Genomic DNA, 15,567 nt, shown 5'->3' on the forward strand with positions numbered 1-15,567 from the left:
GCGCCGGCCGAGGCGGCTCAAGGGCCGCCCGGCCTGTTGCTCAGAACTCCAGCAGCTCGAACGAAAACCCTACCTTGTTCCACTCGGCTTCTTCCGCGCGCAGCGTGAAGTCGCTCAGGGGATGCTGCGCCAGCCATTCGCGGTTGACCCGCACCACGATGGAGTTGTCGCGCACCGATGCCGTCAGCGGCAGCGGTTCGATTTCGTTGCGGCGGCGGAACAGCAGCACCGCCAGGCGCAGGCTGAGGATGGCCTTCCATTGCGCGCGCGAGCGCACCAACGGTTCCAGTTTGGTCAGCTTGCCTTGGTGGCCGAGCGCCAGCAGCGCCAGCAGTTGCTGGTCCGCGCGCGAGAAGCCCGGCATGTCGGCGTTTTCCAGAACGTAGGCGGTGTGCTTGTGATACGCGTTGTGGGCGATGGACAGGCCCACTTCGTGCAGATCGGCCGCCCAGCCCAGCGCGGGACGCAGCTCGGCGCGTTCCGGGCCGTCCGGGAACATTGCGTCGAACAGGGTGAGCGCGGCGTGGCGCACGCGCCGCGCCTGGTTCACATCGACGTGGTAGCGCTTCATGAACTGGCGCACCGATTCGTCGCGCTTGTCATGTTCGTCATCCCGGCCCAGCAGGTCGTACAGCACGCCCAGGCGCAGGGCGCCGTCGCCGGTATGCATGACGTCGATGCCAAGTTCGTCGAACAGCGCGCTCATGATGGCCAGCCCGCCGGGCAGCACGTCCGCGCGTTCGATCTTGATGCCGGGCAATTCGGACGGAATCACGCGGCCCGACCGCACGATGCGGTCTTTCAGCTTGTTCAGGCCGGCGCGCGTGATGCCTCGGTCTGAAAAGCGGCATTCGGTCAGGATCGCAAACAGCGCCTTGGCCGTGCCGGAAGAGCCGTAGGCCTCTTTCCAGCCCATCTTGCGGTACTGCTTGGCGATGACTTCGATCTCGCGACGGGCAGCCAGCTCGGCCTGCTTCATCTGGTGGGCATCCACTACGCCGTCGGAGAAGAACTGGCGGCTATAGCTGACGCAGCCCATGTAGAGCGAGGACATCAGGCCGGGCTCATGACCCTTGCCGATGATGACTTCGGTCGAGCCGCCGCCGATGTCGATGACCAGGCGCTTATTGGGCGAAGGGGGCAGGGTGTGGACCACGCCCGAGAAAATCAGGCGCGCCTCTTCGCGGCCGGCGATGACTTCAATGGGAAAGCCCAGGGCGGCTTCAGCTCGCGGCAGGAAGTCGCGGGTGTTGCGGGCGACGCGGAAAGTGTTGGTGGCGACGGCGCGGACCCGGTTGGGGTGGAAGCTGCGCAGGCGGTCGCCGAAGCGTTCCAGCACGGCGATGGCCCGGTCGATGGCGTCATCGCCCAGCCGTTTTTCGGAATCCAGGCCGGCCGCGAGCCGGACGGTTTCCTTGAGGCGGTCGATCTGATAGATCTGGGGCGTACCGTCCTGCTGAACGATGCGTCCGATGGAGAGGCGGAAGCTGTTGGACCCGAGGTCCACCGCGGCCAGAAGTTGATCCATGCGGCTCGTAATATTGTCTGTGAGAGTGGCCCGATTATAGATACCCCATGTGACAGCGCCCGGCGATGCGATTTTTTTCTTACGGAACAGTGGCTTGCAGCGCGCAATGGCCCTGCTATATGTCCCGGTTTTAGCGTACGCTACGTTTTTGGCGTTGTGTCATGGAACCGTCACTTTTTTGCAGTAAAACTCCACGCTCTCCCTACGTATGGAATCCGGTATGCCTTCACGCCCTCCTGCCGAGCCCTTGCTTCTGAACCGCGAGTTGTCGCTGCTGAAATTCAACGAACGCGTGCTGGCGATGGCGGAGAATCCCAAGACGCCCCTGCTGGAACGCCTGCGCTACGTGTGCATCGTCAGTTCCAACCTGGACGAGTTCTTCGAGATCCGGATTTCCAGCCTGAAGGAGCAGCAGCGCCAGTCGCCGAACCTGGTGGGGCCGGACGGCATGACGCCCGACCAGGCGTTCGACAACGTCCAGCATGCGGTGCACGAGCTCGTCAACCGCCAGTACAACCTCCTCAATGACGAGATCCTGCCGGCCATGCACGCCGAGGGTATCTCGCTGCACCACGCATCTGAATGGAACCCGCAGCAGCAGGAATGGGCTCGCGAGGTCTTCAACCGCGATGTGATGCCGCTGCTGACGCCGATCGGGCTGGATCCGGCGCACCCGTTTCCGCGCGTCTACAACAAGAGCCTGAATTTCATTGTGTCGCTGTCGGGCGCCGACGCCTTCGGTCGCCAGGCTTCGATCGCCGTTGTGCAGGCGCCGCGCGCGTTGCCGCGCCTGATCAAGATGCCGCAGGAGCTGTCGGGCCAACCCGAAGGCTACATCCTGCTGACCTCGCTGCTGCGCGCCTTCGTGGGCGAGCTGTTCCCGGGGCTGGAGATGCTGGGGTGCTACCAGTGGCGGGTCACGCGCAACAGCGACCTGTTCGTGGACGAGGAAGAAGTCACCAACCTGCGTCACGCCTTGCAGGGCGAACTGTCGCAGCGCAACTTCGGCGCCGCGGTGCGGCTGGAGATCGACAAGCTGACGCCGGTCGAACTGGAGCACTTCCTGCAGCGCGAGTTCTCGCTCAAGCCCGAGGACACCTACCGCGTGCCGGGCCCGGTGAACCTGTCGCGCCTGATGCAGCTGTGCAATTCGGATTCGCGGCCGGACCTGCTGTTTCCCGATTACCGCGCGCCCGTGCCGGCGCCGTTCGACCGGGTGGGCGACAAGCCGGCTGAATTGTTCGAGGCCGTGGCCGAGCAGGACCGCTTGCTGCACCATCCCTATCAGTCCTTCCAGCCGGTCATCGATTTCCTGACCGCCGCCGCGCTGGATCCGGACGTCATGGCGATCAAGCAGACCATCTACCGCACCGGCGAGGATTCCGAGCTGATGAAAATCCTGCTTGCCGCCGCGCGCGCCGGCAAGGAAGTCACGGTGGTGGTGGAGCTGATGGCCCGCTTTGACGAACAGACCAACATCAACTGGGCCTCCAAGCTGGAAGAAGTGGGGGCGCACGTGGTGTACGGCGTGGTGGCGCACAAGACGCACGCGAAAATGGCTGTGGTGTTGCGCCGCGAGAAAGGGCGCTTGCGCCGCTATGCCCACTTGGGCACCGGCAATTACCACCCGCGCACGGCGCGCCTGTACACGGACTTCGGCCTGCTCACCGCCGATCCGAAGCTGTGCGAAGACATGGACAAGGTATTCGCGCAGCTGACCGGACTGGGCGCGCGCCGTTCCCTCAAGGCGTTGATGCAGTCGCCCTTCACCATGCATGACGGCATGGTGGCGCTGATCCGCGCCGAGGCCCGCGCGGCCAAGGCCGGCAAGCGGTCGCGCATCATGGCCAAGATGAACTCGCTGCTGGAAGAGCAAATCATCGAGGAGCTCTACAAGGCCGGTCAGGCCGGCGTGAAGATCGACCTGATCGTGCGTGGCGTGTGCGCGCTGCGGGCGGGCGTGCCGGGGCTGTCCGAGAACATCCGGGTGCGCTCCATCGTCGGCCGCTTCCTGGAACACTCGCGCGTCTTCTACTTCTACGCCGAAGGCGAGGAAACCGTGTACCTGTCGTCGGCCGACTGGATGGACCGCAACTTCTTCCGTCGCGTCGAGATCGCGTTCCCGATCTACGACAAGACCTTGAAGAAGCGCGTGATCGACGAAGCCTTCACCTATGCGCTGCGAGACAACCAGTTGGCCTGGCAGCAACAGCCCGACGGCGACTACGCCCGAGTCAAGAGCCGTCGCGAGCCCTTCAACGTGCACCAGTACCTGATGCAGAAGCTGGGCGTGTAACCACGCCCGCTGCCCCCTCGCAGGGCGGCGACCTGAAACGGGGCCGCTGCTTCCGGCCCGCTCCGTTCCTTTTTCCAGGGCGGCATCCGAGCCTAAAGCGTCTCCTGGCCCGCCCTGTCCCTCTTTCAAGGCCGAATACGGGGGCAAAGCGCCCCCCAAGTCCATTTCCAGCCGGCATTCGAGCCAAAGCGCCTCGCAAGCGGGGCCGCGCGGATCCGGCGGCGCCGGTCCGCCACCGGCGCCCCCTGGGGGGAGGCGCTTAGCGCCTCGGAGGGGATCATGACTGTCACTATCCTGTCATGTAGGGCTTCTAATATTCGAGGGTCGCTGAAAGACAGGCAGTTTTCCAAGCCTGCCAGACTCCTCCAACGAGCACAGAAGGAACCCAGATGTTCAAACGTGTCTTCAAACAAGTTTCCCTGGGCGTCGCGCTGAGCGCCGCCGTGTTTGCCGTCCAGGCCGCCGACGTGACCGGCGCCGGCGCTTCGTTCCCGTACCCGATCTACGCCAAGTGGGCCTCCGACTACAAGGCCGCCACCAACAGCGCCGTCAACTACCAGTCCATCGGTTCGGGCGGCGGCCAGCAGCAGATCATCGCCAAGACCGTTGACTTCGGCGCCTCGGACGATCCCATGAAGGCAGCCGACCTGGAAAAGAACGGCCTGCTGCAATTCCCGGCCGTCATCGGCGGCACGGTGGCCGTGGTGAATATCGACGGCATCGAACCCGGCAAGCTGAAGCTGTCGGGCAAGGTCCTGGCCGACATCTTCCTGGGCAAGATCAAGAAGTGGGATGACGCCGCCATCAAGGCCCTGAACCCCGACCTCAAGCTGCCGTCGGCCGACATCATCGTCGTGCACCGTTCGGACGGTTCGGGCACCACCTTCGGTTGGACCAACTACCTGTCCAAGGTGTCGCCGGACTGGAAGTCGCAAGTCGGTGAAGGCAAGGCCGTGAAGTGGCCCGTGGGCCAGGGCGGCAAGGGCAACGAAGGCGTCGCCGCCTACGTCGGCCAGCTGAAGAACTCGATCGGCTACGTGGAATACGCCTACGCCAAGCAGAACAAGCTGGCCTGGACGCAGCTGCAGAACAAGGATGGCAAGTTCGTCCAGCCGGAGCAGAAGGCTTTCGCCGCCGCGGCCGCCAACGCCGATTGGAAGAGCGCGCCGGGCATGGGCGTGGTCCTGACCGACGAACCGGGCGCCGATTCGTGGCCCGTCACCGCCGCCACCTTCATCCTGGTCCACAAGTCGCAAGACAAGCCGGCGCAAGGCAAGGCCGTGCTGGAATTCTTCGATTGGGCCTTCAAGAACGGCGCAAAGTCTGCCGAAGCCATGGACTACGTGCCGCTGCCGGAAGCCGTGACCAAGGAAATCCGCGCCGCTTGGGGCGAAGTCAAGTCCGCCGACGGCAAGGCTGTCTGGCAGTAATGGGTTGAGCGTGGGGCGGGCCCGGCAGGGACGCCAGCCTCTCCCGCGCGCAATCATCAGCGGCCGCCGCTGGCGTTCCGGACAAGGAACGATAGTGGCGGCCCGCCGCAAGACCTTCGAAGTTTCTCCCCTGGTTTCCTAAGGAAAGTCCATCCATGAGCGCGGTAATGGATAATAGTGTGCCGCTTTCGCCCAGCGGGGCGGACTCCGTGACTACCGGCACGCCTTCGCCTATGAAGCAAAACAACAACGCGCTGATGGATGCGCTATTCAAGAACCTGACCCGCCTGTTCGCCTTCCTGGTGTTCATTCTGCTGGCGGCTATTCTTGTTTCCCTGATCTACGGCAGCCGAGAATCGCTGGCCAAGTACGGCCTGTCGTTCCTCTGGCTGAATGACTGGGATCCGGTCAATTCGAACTACGGGGCCGTGGTGCCCATCATCGGCACGTTGCTGACCTCGGCCATCGCCCTGATCATCGCCGTGCCGGTGTCCTTCGGCATCGCCATCTTCCTGACCGAACTCTCACCGACCTGGCTGCGCCGTCCGCTGGGCACCGCGGTCGAAATGCTGGCGGCGATTCCGTCCATCATCTATGGCATGTGGGGCCTGTTCGTTTTCGTGCCGGTGTTCCAGCAGTACGTGCAGCCCTTCCTGATCGCCACCCTGGGCAGCCTGCCCGTGATCGGCGGTATCTTCGCCGGTCCGCCCTTCGGTATCGGCATTTTCACGGCAGGCCTGATCCTGTCGATCATGATCATCCCGTTCATCGCCGCCGTCATGCGCGACGTGTTCGAGCTGGTGCCGGCGATGCTCAAGGAGTCGGCCTACGGCCTGGGAAGCACGACCTGGGAAGTGATGTGGCGCGTGGTGCTGCCCTACACCAAGTCGGGCGTCATCGGCGGCATCATGCTGGGCCTGGGCCGCGCCCTGGGCGAAACCATGGCCGTCACCTTCGTCATCGGCAATGCGTTCAAGTGGTCCGGCTCGCTGTTCTCGCCGGGCAACTCGATCGCCTCCGCGCTGGCCAATGAATTCAATGAAGCGGGCGGCATACAGAAGTCGGCGCTGCTGGAGCTGGGCTTGATCCTGTTCCTGATCACGACCATCGTGCTCGCCCTGGCCAAGATGCTGCTGGTCCGCCTGTCCGCCAGCGAAGGCAAGAAAACCTGACGCGCCGCGAGCACAAGGAAAAGATCATGGCTGTATCCGTACTCAATATGCAGAACGGCACCTATCGCCGGCGCCGCGTCATCAATCGCGTCATGCTGACCGTGTCGCTGGGCACGCTGTTGTTCGGCTTGTTCTGGCTGTTCTGGATCATTCTGACGCTGCTGCTCAAGGGCGCGCCGGCGTTGTCGTACACGCTCTTCACCGAGATCACGCCGCCGCCGGGGCAGACCGGCGGCCTGATCAACGCCATCTTCGGCAGTGTGATGATGGCCGGCGTGGGCACGCTGATCGGCACCCCCGTGGGCATTCTTGCTGGCACCTACCTGGCCGAATATGGCCAGCGCGGCTGGCTGGCGCCCGCCACGCGCTTCCTGAACGACGTGCTGTTGTCGGCGCCGTCGATCATCATCGGCTTGTTCATCTACGCCGTGTACGTGGCCCAGGTCGGGCATTACTCGGGTTGGGCCGGCGCCATCGCGCTGTCCATCCTGGTGATACCGGTCGTGGTGCGTACCACCGACAACATGCTGCTGCTGGTGCCCAATAGTCTGCGCGAGGCCGCTGCCGCGCTGGGTTGCCCCAAGTGGCGCATGATCACCATGGTGTGCTATCGCGCAGCGAAGACCGGCATCATCACCGGCGTGCTGCTGGCCATCGCCCGGATCTCCGGCGAAACCGCGCCGCTGCTGTTCACGGCGCTGTCGAACCAGTTCATGTCCTGGAACATGAACGGCCCGATGGCCAACCTGCCAGTCGTGATCTACCAGTACGCCGCCAGCCCCTTCAAGGACTGGAACAACCTGGCATGGGCCGGCGCCACGCTGATTACGCTGCTGGTGCTGGGCATCAACATCATCGCCCGCAACATGTTCCGCAAGTAAAGATCGCTTTGCCGGCGCGCAGGGCGCGCCGCAGCCTAGGGAAACCAAATGGAAAACACCGCTACCGCCGTCAAGAACAAGATCGAGGTCAAGAACCTGAACTTCTACTACGGCAAGTTCCACGCGATCCGCAATGTGAACATGTCGATCCAGGAGAAGAAGGTCACGGCCTTCATCGGCCCGTCGGGCTGCGGCAAGTCGACGCTGCTGCGCACTTTCAACCGCATGTTCGAGCTGTACCCCGGCCAGCGCGCCGAGGGTGAGATCATCCTGGACGGCGAAAACCTGCTGACGGCCAAGACCGACATTTCGCTGATCCGCGCCAAGGTCGGCATGGTGTTCCAGAAGCCCACGCCGTTTCCCATGAGCATCTACGACAACATCGCCTTCGGCGTGCGCCTGTTCGAGCGCCTGTCCAAGGGCGAAATGGACGAGCGCGTGGAATGGGCCCTGAGCAAGGCCGCCCTGTGGAACGAAGTCAAGGATAAGCTGCACCAGAGCGGCAACAGTCTATCGGGCGGCCAGCAGCAGCGTCTGTGCATCGCGCGCGGCGTGGCCATCAAGCCGGAAGTGTTGCTGCTGGACGAGCCGTGCTCGGCCCTCGATCCGATCTCGACCGCCAAGATCGAAGAACTGATCGCGGAACTGAAGAACGACTACACCGTCGTCATCGTGACGCACAACATGCAGCAGGCCGCGCGCTGCTCGGACTTCACCGCCTATATGTACCTGGGCGAACTGATGGAATTCGGCCAGACCGACCAGATCTTCGTAAAGCCCGCGCGCAAGGAAACGGAAGACTACATCACGGGCCGTTTCGGCTGATCGCCGGAATTCTGCCGTCCGTCAGAGGGCGCATGACGCGCGGAAAGCGTCATTTGCAGGCTGGCCATAGGCTGCGCGCCCGGTATCTGGTATAGTTGCCACCCTTCGGGGCGTAGCGCAGCCTGGTAGCGCATCTGCTTTGGGAGCAGAGGGTCGTGAGTTCGAATCCCACCGCCCCGACCAAGAAATGAAAGGCCGTTAGTGATAGTACTCACTAACGGCCTTTGTCATTTTCGCCGCCGTGGGGCAACTCATGGGGCAACCATCTCATCCTGCGTGCAAACCGTGCGTTCTGCAGTTGTTTCAACGTTTAGTTACACTGAGCGAAAATTCGATCTTCGGCCCTGATCGGCCGGACGGTCATTATCAAAACGGACGCTGGTGTGCGCGCCGGCATGAACGCGCCGATTGCAGGGTGGACATAAGATGAAGCTAAAGTACTACGCCTATTACTTCGAGGACCTGGCGGGACGACAGAGGATACGAATGTCGCTGCGCCAATTCTTCACGCAGTTTTGCGAGTTTGAGCACTCTGAATTCAAGAAGGGGTTCTCGCACAATGAGGAACGCGTCTTTCTCCTCCCAGTGGACGGGAATTTCTTCTTGTTCGTGAAGGCGAAGGACACGGAGATCGTCAAAGCGATTGATGTCTCCGCAATCGCCTCTAAGGACATATCTGAACGGTTGATGGAGAACGAGAGCCTTGGGTTCTCATCCTATGTCTTTGTCGCCGATAGCTACCTCGCGTTCGCCGCGACGCAGCTCGCACCTACAGTTTCGGCATTCGCGACGTTCGTCAATGAGCTACTCTATAAGATCGGATGTAGAGACCATAAATTCTGCGTGACGGCTTTCACCGAAACTGTAAGCAGAGATGATGCTCTTCGGATGAGCTTCATCGGTGCGACATCGATACGGGTCACTAGGAATAGCGGACTTTTTGAGCAGCTAGGCGGAGTATTTGGCAAGGATATTGACGATCTTGATGCGCTGGGAGCTTTTGAAGTTACGCTTAAGCCAAAGCCGCGAAAGGACATAAAAGCTGTCAGCAAGGCAATTATCGGTGGAAACGTTCAGGGCATCGAGAGGATCGCCATTAGAGCTCGAGCTGAGCTTAATGATCGTTTGACTGACTTCCGCGTGGACGGCCTCGGTGCCATCCACGATGCGGTGTCTCCTCGTGTTGGCCAATCGATACTCGAATCAATTTTTGAGCTGATTCAAGCTAACGATGTTGTTGCTGCGAAGGTGAGAGTCCATGAACAAGATGACGAATTTCAGGCGCGCCGGATTGATGCTATTGCTGAATTCGATAGCGCCGATCATTGGCGTGCTAAGTTGGGTGATCTATAAGTTTGTCGCACGCCAAAGTTGGTTCGTACCTCTGTCCTTGGGACACAAGAAGCTCGAAATATCGACAATGGTTTCGGGCTTTTCGTACACGACATTAGGCTTGCTGGCAGCGGTAATTGCTATTCTGTTCTCCTTTGTTGATCGGCGAACGTTCAAGCGCTACAAGAATCACGGCTTCTTAAGCATTTTCATGTCTCTGTACCTTGTGACGATACTGAGTTTGGTTGCTACTGCCTTTCTCGCGCTATACAACTACTCACCGAGAGAGACTGGGGCAGTTTTTAACCTGATGCTCGTTTTTTTTGCTACTAATGTCATGCAAGCGCTGTTCGTGATAGTGATCATTTTCACCCTAACGTACAAGGCGCTTTCCGACGAAACCCCCAGATCTGCTCCCGTTGGGGCGGGTTGTTGAATGCAACGGGGCTGCTATTGAGCAGCCCCATTCTCACTTTTCCCGTGGCTCCCGTCAGAGGAAGGCTGGGGGATTCTAAGGGTCAGTCTAAGGATGCTCCCTTGATCGTTTGATGGCCTGCGCTATCCACGCTTCGACTTCCGAAGCAAGCCAGACCGACGTCCGCCCGTTCTTGATGCACTTCGGGAATTCTCCAACCTTGATCTGCTCGTAGATCTTGGTCTTACCCATTCCAACCCGACTTTTAACCGCGCTCAGAGGCAGAAGAGATTCGCCATGCTCACGCATCGCTACCTCCTTCGTCTTCGAACAGTGCTTCCAAATTGGAGCGGGCCCGGCGCGCTGCAGCTGGATCCCTTCGGCCGGGTGGGCGATTGGCCGGGTGGCCGTAGGCCGTTTGGGGCAAGGCGGCCGGGATGTCGCTGCCTTCGAGAGGGCTGGCTGCCGCCACGACGCGCCGAGCATCGTCCATAGCGGCATTCCATCCACGCACGTATACGCGGATTTCGGCATCCACATGCTTCGGCAGCAGCAGGCTCCAGACCACATCGTCCTGCTTGGTGAGCTGGTTGCGCTTCGTATGCGCACCGCAGCCTGGCCACTGGCGTTCGAGCTCTTGAATCAGAAGTGCGCGGCGCCTTTGGTTGAGGAGTTCAATGATGGTGATCACCTCGTCCCCTCCATGACGGGGGCGCGTCCCGCAGTGTTCAACAGGTTGCGCGCCGCGGTGGCACTGGCTTTCAGGTGTGGATCAGCCGAGGCCTCGAGGATGCTGGTCGTGATCTCCAGCGCGCTTGCGAGAGTCGCGCATCGCTCGCGCATCGATGCCGCCTCGCCCTTGGCCTCGGACAGTTCGGCCGTGGCCTTGTCGTACAGACGGACGTAGAGCGCCCGGCCGCGGACGGCTGCCGCCAATTGCTCGGTGGGGGTGCGGTGCTTATGCATGGCGCGCCTCCACAATGATCGACAGATGGTTGGCGAGGTCGCGCGCCTTGGCGCTGCCGATCTGGGCAAGCGCGTGGAGCGACACGCCCTCCGCTTTGTCGAGCGGCATGAGCTCGTCCAGAGCGTCAAGCAGAGCTTTGACCTCCCAGGCCATGCCGACTAGATCTGGCGACACGTTCGGTTTGCGTTGATGCGTCATGCTCCACCTCCGGCCTTCAGGGCGTCCAGATTGCTGTCGACCTCCTCAAGGTGATGGCCCAGCAGATCGCGGGTGGCGTCGATGAGGATGTCAAGGTCGGCAATGTCGTTGATGGGCAGCTTGTCGGCCGCATCCAGAATGGCGAGGGCGTGCAGAATGCCCTGGCGAGCCCGATTCAGGTAAGCGATGCCTTTGGGGGTGCTCATGCTTCACCTCCGGCGGCGAGAAGTTCTTCGCGCTCGAGGTCCTCGGGGCCGGCGCGCAAAGGCCTTAGTGTCACGTCCGCGCATGCGAGACGATGAGTCACGAAGGTCTCGCCGTCGCGATAAGTGACCTCAGGAGCCCCATGGAAATCCACAATCCAGTCGCGTCGTTGGGCCTCGGCCAGATCGTCGGGATGCGAAAGCGCGCTCGCCAGCGCGCTGGTGGTGCTGCAGACAATGACTCCGATGCGACCAACGCGTGCGGCGACATTGCTTCGCACGAGCATCACTAGGTCGCCGACTTGGCAGCGATGGGAAGCGTTCATTCTTCACCTCGCTCAGTGCGATGGCGCAAATACACCGCATGCTCAAGAAGCTGTCCGGCTTCCGCTGCGATTGCGCCTAGAGCCGACACGAAGTCGCCCATGACGTCGGCCGGGATCGGCTCCATGCCATCAGCCGGGATGAAGCCAAATGGCGCAGCCAGATCCTTAATGCGTGCAACGCGGTCCGTAGCGGCCGAAATCAAGACCGCCGGCGGGGCAAGGGGATTTGCGGCCAAGGCGTCAGCGGCGTCAATGTCATTGGGGCCGGCGCCCACGCAAAACCGCACGTCACGGCCTTCACTGCGAATGATCAGAGGGGCATTCATGCTGCACCTCCGTTGCCCAGCAGACGACCGGTGACGATCCGATGCAGCTCGGCGAACCGTTCCACGTACCAGTGCGGCTGGGTTTCCCGGGGCGATGCGGGGTTGGTCAGGTTCTTGCCGTAGGCGAGACCCTTCTCGGTGATCACCCAGAAGTGCTTCTTGCCATTCGGAGCGGACGTACTCTTGCGAGTGCGCTCCTCCAGCATGCACGCATCGCGCAGCAAGACGTTGTACGCCGCCACGTTCGTCGTGATGCCGTGTTCCTTGAGCAGGGCCGTCAGGGATGCGGTGGGCATGCTGCTGCCCGCCGGCCCATCGTCCGCAGCATCCACCACGTAGGCAGGGAGGAATGCGCTGCTCAGTCCGTTGTCGCGGGCGATCTGTTCGAGCATGGCGACTTGAGACGACGGAGCGGGGCGCAGGAGGCGAACATAGCATTCCATGATTGCGAGCTCGCCGGGTAGCTTCTCTGTGGCCTTGCTCTGGTAGCCGCCGGTCTTGCGGATGGATGGGAGGACTTCGCCAGCGACCCACTTCTGCATGGGCAACGCCTTGGGCTTGTCGGAACGGTTCAAGAAGAAGTACAGGCCTTGTTCACTGAGAACCGACATTTGCTGGAAGCCGCCAGGGGTGTGAATCCGTTTCACCCCCTTCCATTCGTCCGGGACCTTGTCGATAAGGCGGGCGTTCCATTCATAGCCCAGAGCCTCGGCTACATCTTTGGCGACAACCTTGGCACCATCAGCTTCCTCTACAACCCGAATGGGCGACTTTTCGAAGATGAACGGGATGAGGTGGTTCATTGAGCACCTCCTGCTTGCGAGCGGTACGGGGTGGCGAACTCTTCGAACCGCTCGCGGCCGCAATTTGCGCCGTTGGCTATATCCGAGGCAACATACGCGCCCATAGCGGCCAGCTTGGCAATCCTGTTTAGCTTTATCAGGGGAGTCAAATGCTCCTGTTCCTGGGTGATCCCCTGAATCGCTTTGAGCAATTCCTCAAGCTGTACCAGCGTGTCGACGCAAGTGCCAGTCCATCCCACGAGGTCGCTATCGACAGCGAGCAGTAGCGTTGACAGGTCAATTTGGTTGACAAGGAGTTGACCGTCAACTAAGGTTGCAGGCGTAGAAATCCCCTCCACCCCGGTGGGGCGGATACTTTGCTTGGACATGGATCCCTCCAGTTAGTAGTCCAGGTTCGGGGCGTTGCGGTTGCAGCCGCATGGCCCCAAATTAAGCCCCTGGTGAAAGCCAGGGGCTTTGCTTTTTGAGCACTAGCTTACAAAGCTTAGCTAATGGCTAAGCATTCGTCAACATGTGTCGAAGCTTGGGCTACATAATCACTGAGGCGGGATATCTCCGAAAGCTCCCCAGGGCGGCTCGGTGGGCACCTAGCGCGCGAAGTGAGTTCCTTACTTGTTGCGTGCTCACTGAGCTGGCTGAGTACTATTCCTGATCCCACTGTCGCGTCCAATCCTCAATTTTCTTCGAACTTTGAAGATGGGAGCATTTCGTGAGCATGTCTCGTGCGAACGCGGCTTTACTTGCATACCTCGATGGATCGTTCTTCCATTCGCGCCAGCAATCCTTGATGAATTGCTTCTCCCGTTGTCTTGGGTCGTTTTGAAGGCGGGATAGCGCCCCCTGCAATGCTATTTGCCGGCGAGCTTCCTGCATTCTGTCGGTACGGTTCGCGATTGTTTCCGCGTTGAAAATCGCTTCTGCTGCAGCCAAGGCGGATGAGACCGCATCCCGGCCGTCAAAGAACATTCCTATGTAAGCATTTTCGATTTCGATCAGGGCCGCAAGGCAAAAGGATGTTCTAAACATATCTGCCAGGAACTCGTCACTGATCGGGCCTTTAGCCGTTCCCATGCCCCAGCACATATCCAAGATTTGAGACTCAGGGAGATCTTTGATCCAGTCTGGATTCGCGTCACCTCCATCGGGTGTTACTGCGTGAATTGTGCCTCCGACTATGGATGCATAGATTCCACGCCGTGCATCATCCAGAAAGGCGTTAAATTCCGCTAACTCAGCGTCAAATTGGTCGACAGAAGCCATTGGTTGTAGCAGTGAATACGCACGTTCGCCCAGGCGCCAAAGGGCCGCTGTGTCCGGATTGTCTCCATGAGGTCGACCAACTTGTTGGGCTTCCTTACCTCCGCGGGCCTTAAAGATGCGACCTTCATTCGGCTGCCCGTATGTATAAAACGGGTGGAGCGTTAGGAACTGATATTTCGAAGCTGGGACTGGATTGTCATTCATCCTTGCTGTGCTCCCATTCTTCAATTAGTGCAAGGATTCGTTCTTCGACTCGCCCCTTTATCCGGTCAGGAAGGAGATCGAACCGCTGTTGCGAGATGCTCGTGAATGGCCAAGTTGAGGGGGGCACGTCGGGAGGGGTGTCCATCCAGCCTTGTGGCTTACCCAGGACAGCTTCAATCTTACGGGCCATGGTGGGGCCCATTTCTTTTGGTCGTCCCGTCGCGGAACTTAGAGACCCGTTCAGTATTTGAGAGTACGTGGAGTCGCGCTCCTGTTTGCCAGTGGCGCGATTCAGCGCGGCGATAGATCCGAACTCCTTGACCAACATGCGAAGGCGTTCGAGACGGACTTGAGCGGCAGTTTTCATGCATAAATTATAGCTGCCAGCTAAAGAGTTTAGTCAATAGCTATTGACTAAAAGCTTAGTCTACAGCTAAGCTTTGATTATGAAATTAGCTCAGCTCTACCCCATGCTTACGTCTACGGAGCGCATAGCCCTCGCTTCGGCTGCTCGTTTAGGAAACGGCTACCTGTGGCAGATCGCAACGCATTGGCGGGGCAAACGCCCAAGCCTCGATGCGATGGTCAGGCTAGCCGACGCTGATCCCAGACTCACCCTGCAAGACCTGGCTGAAGAATTTTCAAAAGGGCCTCAGCGAGCGACTCGCGAGGCCGCTCATGCCTAACGCCGATTCCACCCACATCGGTCCCGGCGAGTCGTGTGTCGCGCAGGCGCCGTGCGGCCTTGAAGCTGCCGCAGGCGTTCGTGAACTCGAACGGGTATGTGACGAACTCGCGCAGGCGTTACTTGAAGATTTTCCCGAAGCTTCGTTTGAGCTGATCCGCGATTTGCTTCTTCGCGCTCTCGATAGCGGAGCCATATGTGCCGGAAGCGCCACAGCCCTTGCAGGTAATGGTGTCGCTGGGCTTGAGATTCGCCTGGACACCGCTTGGGTAGTCGAATTCCTTGCTTCCGCACTTCGCGCAGGACAGGGTAATCGTGTCGCTCATGGTCAGCTCCTTTCGGAAACGGTTGATGTTGATGAGCGCCAATCATATCCGGCTGGGGCCGACCGCCAATTTGACGGAGAGGGCAATGTCTGACGCCTGCTCTCCTCACTACGTCAAAGCTGAGCGTAGACCCGTCGCATGGTTTCGTCTGCTGGTCCGTAGCCCTGGCGCGGGCCAGGGAACGTTTTCTGCCTCTCAACGGCCTGGGCAATTTTCCCAACCTCGAACAGCCGGAATGCTGGCCGATCCATTGGCTTACGCGCATTCGATTGCTGCCAGGCGCGCAATACCAGATTCCCTGCAGTACTCACCCCGTAGCGGTGGGGTTCGATTAGGCGCGGGCCTGTCCCGTCGTACCAAATCTCCAGAACACGGCGGTCTCTAATGGCA

The 15,567-nt window shown here is 60.4% G+C and carries 18 protein-coding genes and 1 tRNA gene; 7 read left to right on the plus strand and 12 right to left on the minus strand.

Annotated features, from left to right (window positions below):
- Positions 1–40: 40 nt before the first annotated feature.
- Positions 41–1,528, minus strand: coding sequence for an exopolyphosphatase (gene ppx, locus VCS63_RS23375; RefSeq protein ID WP_042794690.1), 1,488 nt, complete (start codon positions 1,526–1,528; stop codon positions 41–43).
- 220 nt (positions 1,529–1,748) lie between these two features.
- On the opposite strand from ppx, the gene ppk1 reads away from it, so the two are divergent.
- The 7 genes from ppk1 (at position 1,749) to VCS63_RS23410 (ending at position 9,485) form a co-directional block, all read left to right on the plus strand.
- On the plus strand, positions 1,749–3,824 hold the full coding sequence (gene ppk1, locus VCS63_RS23380; protein ID WP_042794688.1) for a polyphosphate kinase 1: 2,076 nt from the start codon (positions 1,749–1,751) through the stop codon (positions 3,822–3,824).
- A gap of 389 nt (positions 3,825–4,213) precedes the next feature.
- A complete protein-coding gene (gene pstS, locus VCS63_RS23385; RefSeq protein WP_042794687.1) occupies positions 4,214–5,254 on the plus strand; it encodes a phosphate ABC transporter substrate-binding protein PstS in 1,041 nt (346 codons plus the stop codon).
- A gap of 155 nt (positions 5,255–5,409) precedes the next feature.
- Positions 5,410–6,426: a phosphate ABC transporter permease subunit PstC gene (gene pstC, locus VCS63_RS23390; RefSeq protein WP_042794686.1), complete on the plus strand. Its 1,017-nt coding sequence runs from the start codon at positions 5,410–5,412 to the stop codon at positions 6,424–6,426.
- 26 nt (positions 6,427–6,452) lie between these two features.
- On the plus strand, positions 6,453–7,307 hold the full coding sequence (pstA, locus tag VCS63_RS23395; RefSeq protein WP_076815027.1) for a phosphate ABC transporter permease PstA: 855 nt from the start codon (positions 6,453–6,455) through the stop codon (positions 7,305–7,307).
- A 48-nt stretch (positions 7,308–7,355) separates the two neighbouring features.
- Entirely contained in the window at positions 7,356–8,132 is a 777-nt protein-coding gene (gene pstB / locus VCS63_RS23400) for a phosphate ABC transporter ATP-binding protein PstB (protein ID WP_042794684.1), read from the plus strand.
- A gap of 106 nt (positions 8,133–8,238) precedes the next feature.
- A tRNA-Pro gene (locus tag VCS63_RS23405) sits at positions 8,239–8,315 on the plus strand.
- Between the two features lie 243 nt (positions 8,316–8,558).
- Complete coding sequence (locus tag VCS63_RS23410; protein ID WP_323881098.1) at positions 8,559–9,485, plus strand: hypothetical protein; 927 nt, start codon at positions 8,559–8,561, stop codon at positions 9,483–9,485.
- A 502-nt stretch (positions 9,486–9,987) separates the two neighbouring features.
- Here the strand turns inward: VCS63_RS23410 and VCS63_RS23415 are convergent.
- The 11 genes from VCS63_RS23415 to VCS63_RS23465 form a co-directional block, all read right to left on the minus strand.
- Positions 9,988–10,188, minus strand: a complete 201-nt coding sequence (locus VCS63_RS23415; RefSeq protein ID WP_323881099.1) for a helix-turn-helix transcriptional regulator — start codon at positions 10,186–10,188, stop codon at positions 9,988–9,990.
- Complete coding sequence (locus VCS63_RS23420; protein ID WP_323881100.1) at positions 10,181–10,570, minus strand: hypothetical protein; 390 nt, start codon at positions 10,568–10,570, stop codon at positions 10,181–10,183. The genes VCS63_RS23415 and VCS63_RS23420 overlap by 8 nt, the downstream gene beginning before the upstream one ends.
- The gene (locus VCS63_RS23425) at positions 10,567–10,845 is read right to left on the minus strand and encodes a hypothetical protein (RefSeq protein ID WP_323881101.1); all 279 of its coding nucleotides are present in this window, start codon (positions 10,843–10,845) and stop codon (positions 10,567–10,569) included. Before VCS63_RS23425 ends, VCS63_RS23420 begins: the two co-directional genes overlap by 4 nt.
- The gene (locus VCS63_RS23430) at positions 10,838–11,044 is read right to left on the minus strand and encodes a hypothetical protein (protein WP_323881102.1); all 207 of its coding nucleotides are present in this window, start codon (positions 11,042–11,044) and stop codon (positions 10,838–10,840) included. Before VCS63_RS23430 ends, VCS63_RS23425 begins: the two co-directional genes overlap by 8 nt.
- A complete protein-coding gene (locus tag VCS63_RS23435) occupies positions 11,041–11,250 on the minus strand; it encodes a hypothetical protein (RefSeq protein WP_323881103.1) in 210 nt (69 codons plus the stop codon). Before VCS63_RS23435 ends, VCS63_RS23430 begins: the two co-directional genes overlap by 4 nt.
- The gene (locus tag VCS63_RS23440) at positions 11,247–11,573 is read right to left on the minus strand and encodes a hypothetical protein (RefSeq protein WP_323881104.1); all 327 of its coding nucleotides are present in this window, start codon (positions 11,571–11,573) and stop codon (positions 11,247–11,249) included. The genes VCS63_RS23435 and VCS63_RS23440 overlap by 4 nt, the downstream gene beginning before the upstream one ends.
- A complete protein-coding gene (locus tag VCS63_RS23445; protein ID WP_323881105.1) occupies positions 11,570–11,899 on the minus strand; it encodes a hypothetical protein in 330 nt (109 codons plus the stop codon). The genes VCS63_RS23440 and VCS63_RS23445 overlap by 4 nt, the downstream gene beginning before the upstream one ends.
- Complete coding sequence (locus VCS63_RS23450; protein WP_323881106.1) at positions 11,896–12,702, minus strand: Bro-N domain-containing protein; 807 nt, start codon at positions 12,700–12,702, stop codon at positions 11,896–11,898. The genes VCS63_RS23445 and VCS63_RS23450 overlap by 4 nt, the downstream gene beginning before the upstream one ends.
- On the minus strand, positions 12,699–13,070 hold the full coding sequence (locus tag VCS63_RS23455; RefSeq protein WP_323881107.1) for a hypothetical protein: 372 nt from the start codon (positions 13,068–13,070) through the stop codon (positions 12,699–12,701). Before VCS63_RS23455 ends, VCS63_RS23450 begins: the two co-directional genes overlap by 4 nt.
- A 274-nt stretch (positions 13,071–13,344) precedes the next feature.
- Positions 13,345–14,166 (minus strand): hypothetical protein, encoded by an 822-nt coding sequence (locus VCS63_RS23460; RefSeq protein WP_323881108.1) that lies wholly within the window; start codon positions 14,164–14,166, stop codon positions 13,345–13,347.
- An 804-nt stretch (positions 14,167–14,970) separates the two neighbouring features.
- Positions 14,971–15,177 carry an ECs_2282 family putative zinc-binding protein gene (locus VCS63_RS23465; protein WP_323881109.1) on the minus strand — a complete coding sequence of 69 codons (207 nt, stop codon included), beginning with the start codon at positions 15,175–15,177 and terminating at the stop codon, positions 14,971–14,973.
- Positions 15,178–15,567 lie beyond the last annotated feature (390 nt).

Origin of the sequence: Achromobacter sp. D10 (assembly GCF_035282245.1) — a bacterium.
In the GTDB taxonomy this organism is placed as follows: domain Bacteria; phylum Pseudomonadota; class Gammaproteobacteria; order Burkholderiales; family Burkholderiaceae_B; genus Achromobacter; species Achromobacter insolitus.

Bases quoted from the DNA above. Each gene is read 5' to 3' on its own strand.
- ppx (WP_042794690.1), bottom strand. From the start codon at position 1,528: ATGGATCAACTTCTGGCCGCGGTGGACCTCGGGTCCAACAGCTTCCGC.
- ppk1 (WP_042794688.1), top strand. From the start codon at position 1,749: ATGCCTTCACGCCCTCCTGCCGAGCCCTTGCTTCTGAACCGCGAGTTG.
- pstS (WP_042794687.1), top strand. From the start codon at position 4,214: ATGTTCAAACGTGTCTTCAAACAAGTTTCCCTGGGCGTCGCGCTGAGC.
- pstC (WP_042794686.1), top strand. From the start codon at position 5,410: ATGAGCGCGGTAATGGATAATAGTGTGCCGCTTTCGCCCAGCGGGGCG.
- pstA (WP_076815027.1), top strand. From the start codon at position 6,453: ATGGCTGTATCCGTACTCAATATGCAGAACGGCACCTATCGCCGGCGC.
- pstB (WP_042794684.1), top strand. From the start codon at position 7,356: ATGGAAAACACCGCTACCGCCGTCAAGAACAAGATCGAGGTCAAGAAC.
- VCS63_RS23410 (WP_323881098.1), top strand. From the start codon at position 8,559: ATGAAGCTAAAGTACTACGCCTATTACTTCGAGGACCTGGCGGGACGA.
- VCS63_RS23415 (WP_323881099.1), bottom strand. From the start codon at position 10,188: ATGCGTGAGCATGGCGAATCTCTTCTGCCTCTGAGCGCGGTTAAAAGT.
- VCS63_RS23425 (WP_323881101.1), bottom strand. From the start codon at position 10,845: ATGCATAAGCACCGCACCCCCACCGAGCAATTGGCGGCAGCCGTCCGC.
- VCS63_RS23430 (WP_323881102.1), bottom strand. From the start codon at position 11,044: ATGACGCATCAACGCAAACCGAACGTGTCGCCAGATCTAGTCGGCATG.
- VCS63_RS23435 (WP_323881103.1), bottom strand. From the start codon at position 11,250: ATGAGCACCCCCAAAGGCATCGCTTACCTGAATCGGGCTCGCCAGGGC.
- VCS63_RS23440 (WP_323881104.1), bottom strand. From the start codon at position 11,573: ATGAACGCTTCCCATCGCTGCCAAGTCGGCGACCTAGTGATGCTCGTG.
- VCS63_RS23445 (WP_323881105.1), bottom strand. From the start codon at position 11,899: ATGAATGCCCCTCTGATCATTCGCAGTGAAGGCCGTGACGTGCGGTTT.
- VCS63_RS23450 (WP_323881106.1), bottom strand. From the start codon at position 12,702: ATGAACCACCTCATCCCGTTCATCTTCGAAAAGTCGCCCATTCGGGTT.
- VCS63_RS23455 (WP_323881107.1), bottom strand. From the start codon at position 13,070: ATGTCCAAGCAAAGTATCCGCCCCACCGGGGTGGAGGGGATTTCTACG.
- VCS63_RS23460 (WP_323881108.1), bottom strand. From the start codon at position 14,166: ATGAATGACAATCCAGTCCCAGCTTCGAAATATCAGTTCCTAACGCTC.
- VCS63_RS23465 (WP_323881109.1), bottom strand. From the start codon at position 15,177: ATGAGCGACACGATTACCCTGTCCTGCGCGAAGTGCGGAAGCAAGGAA.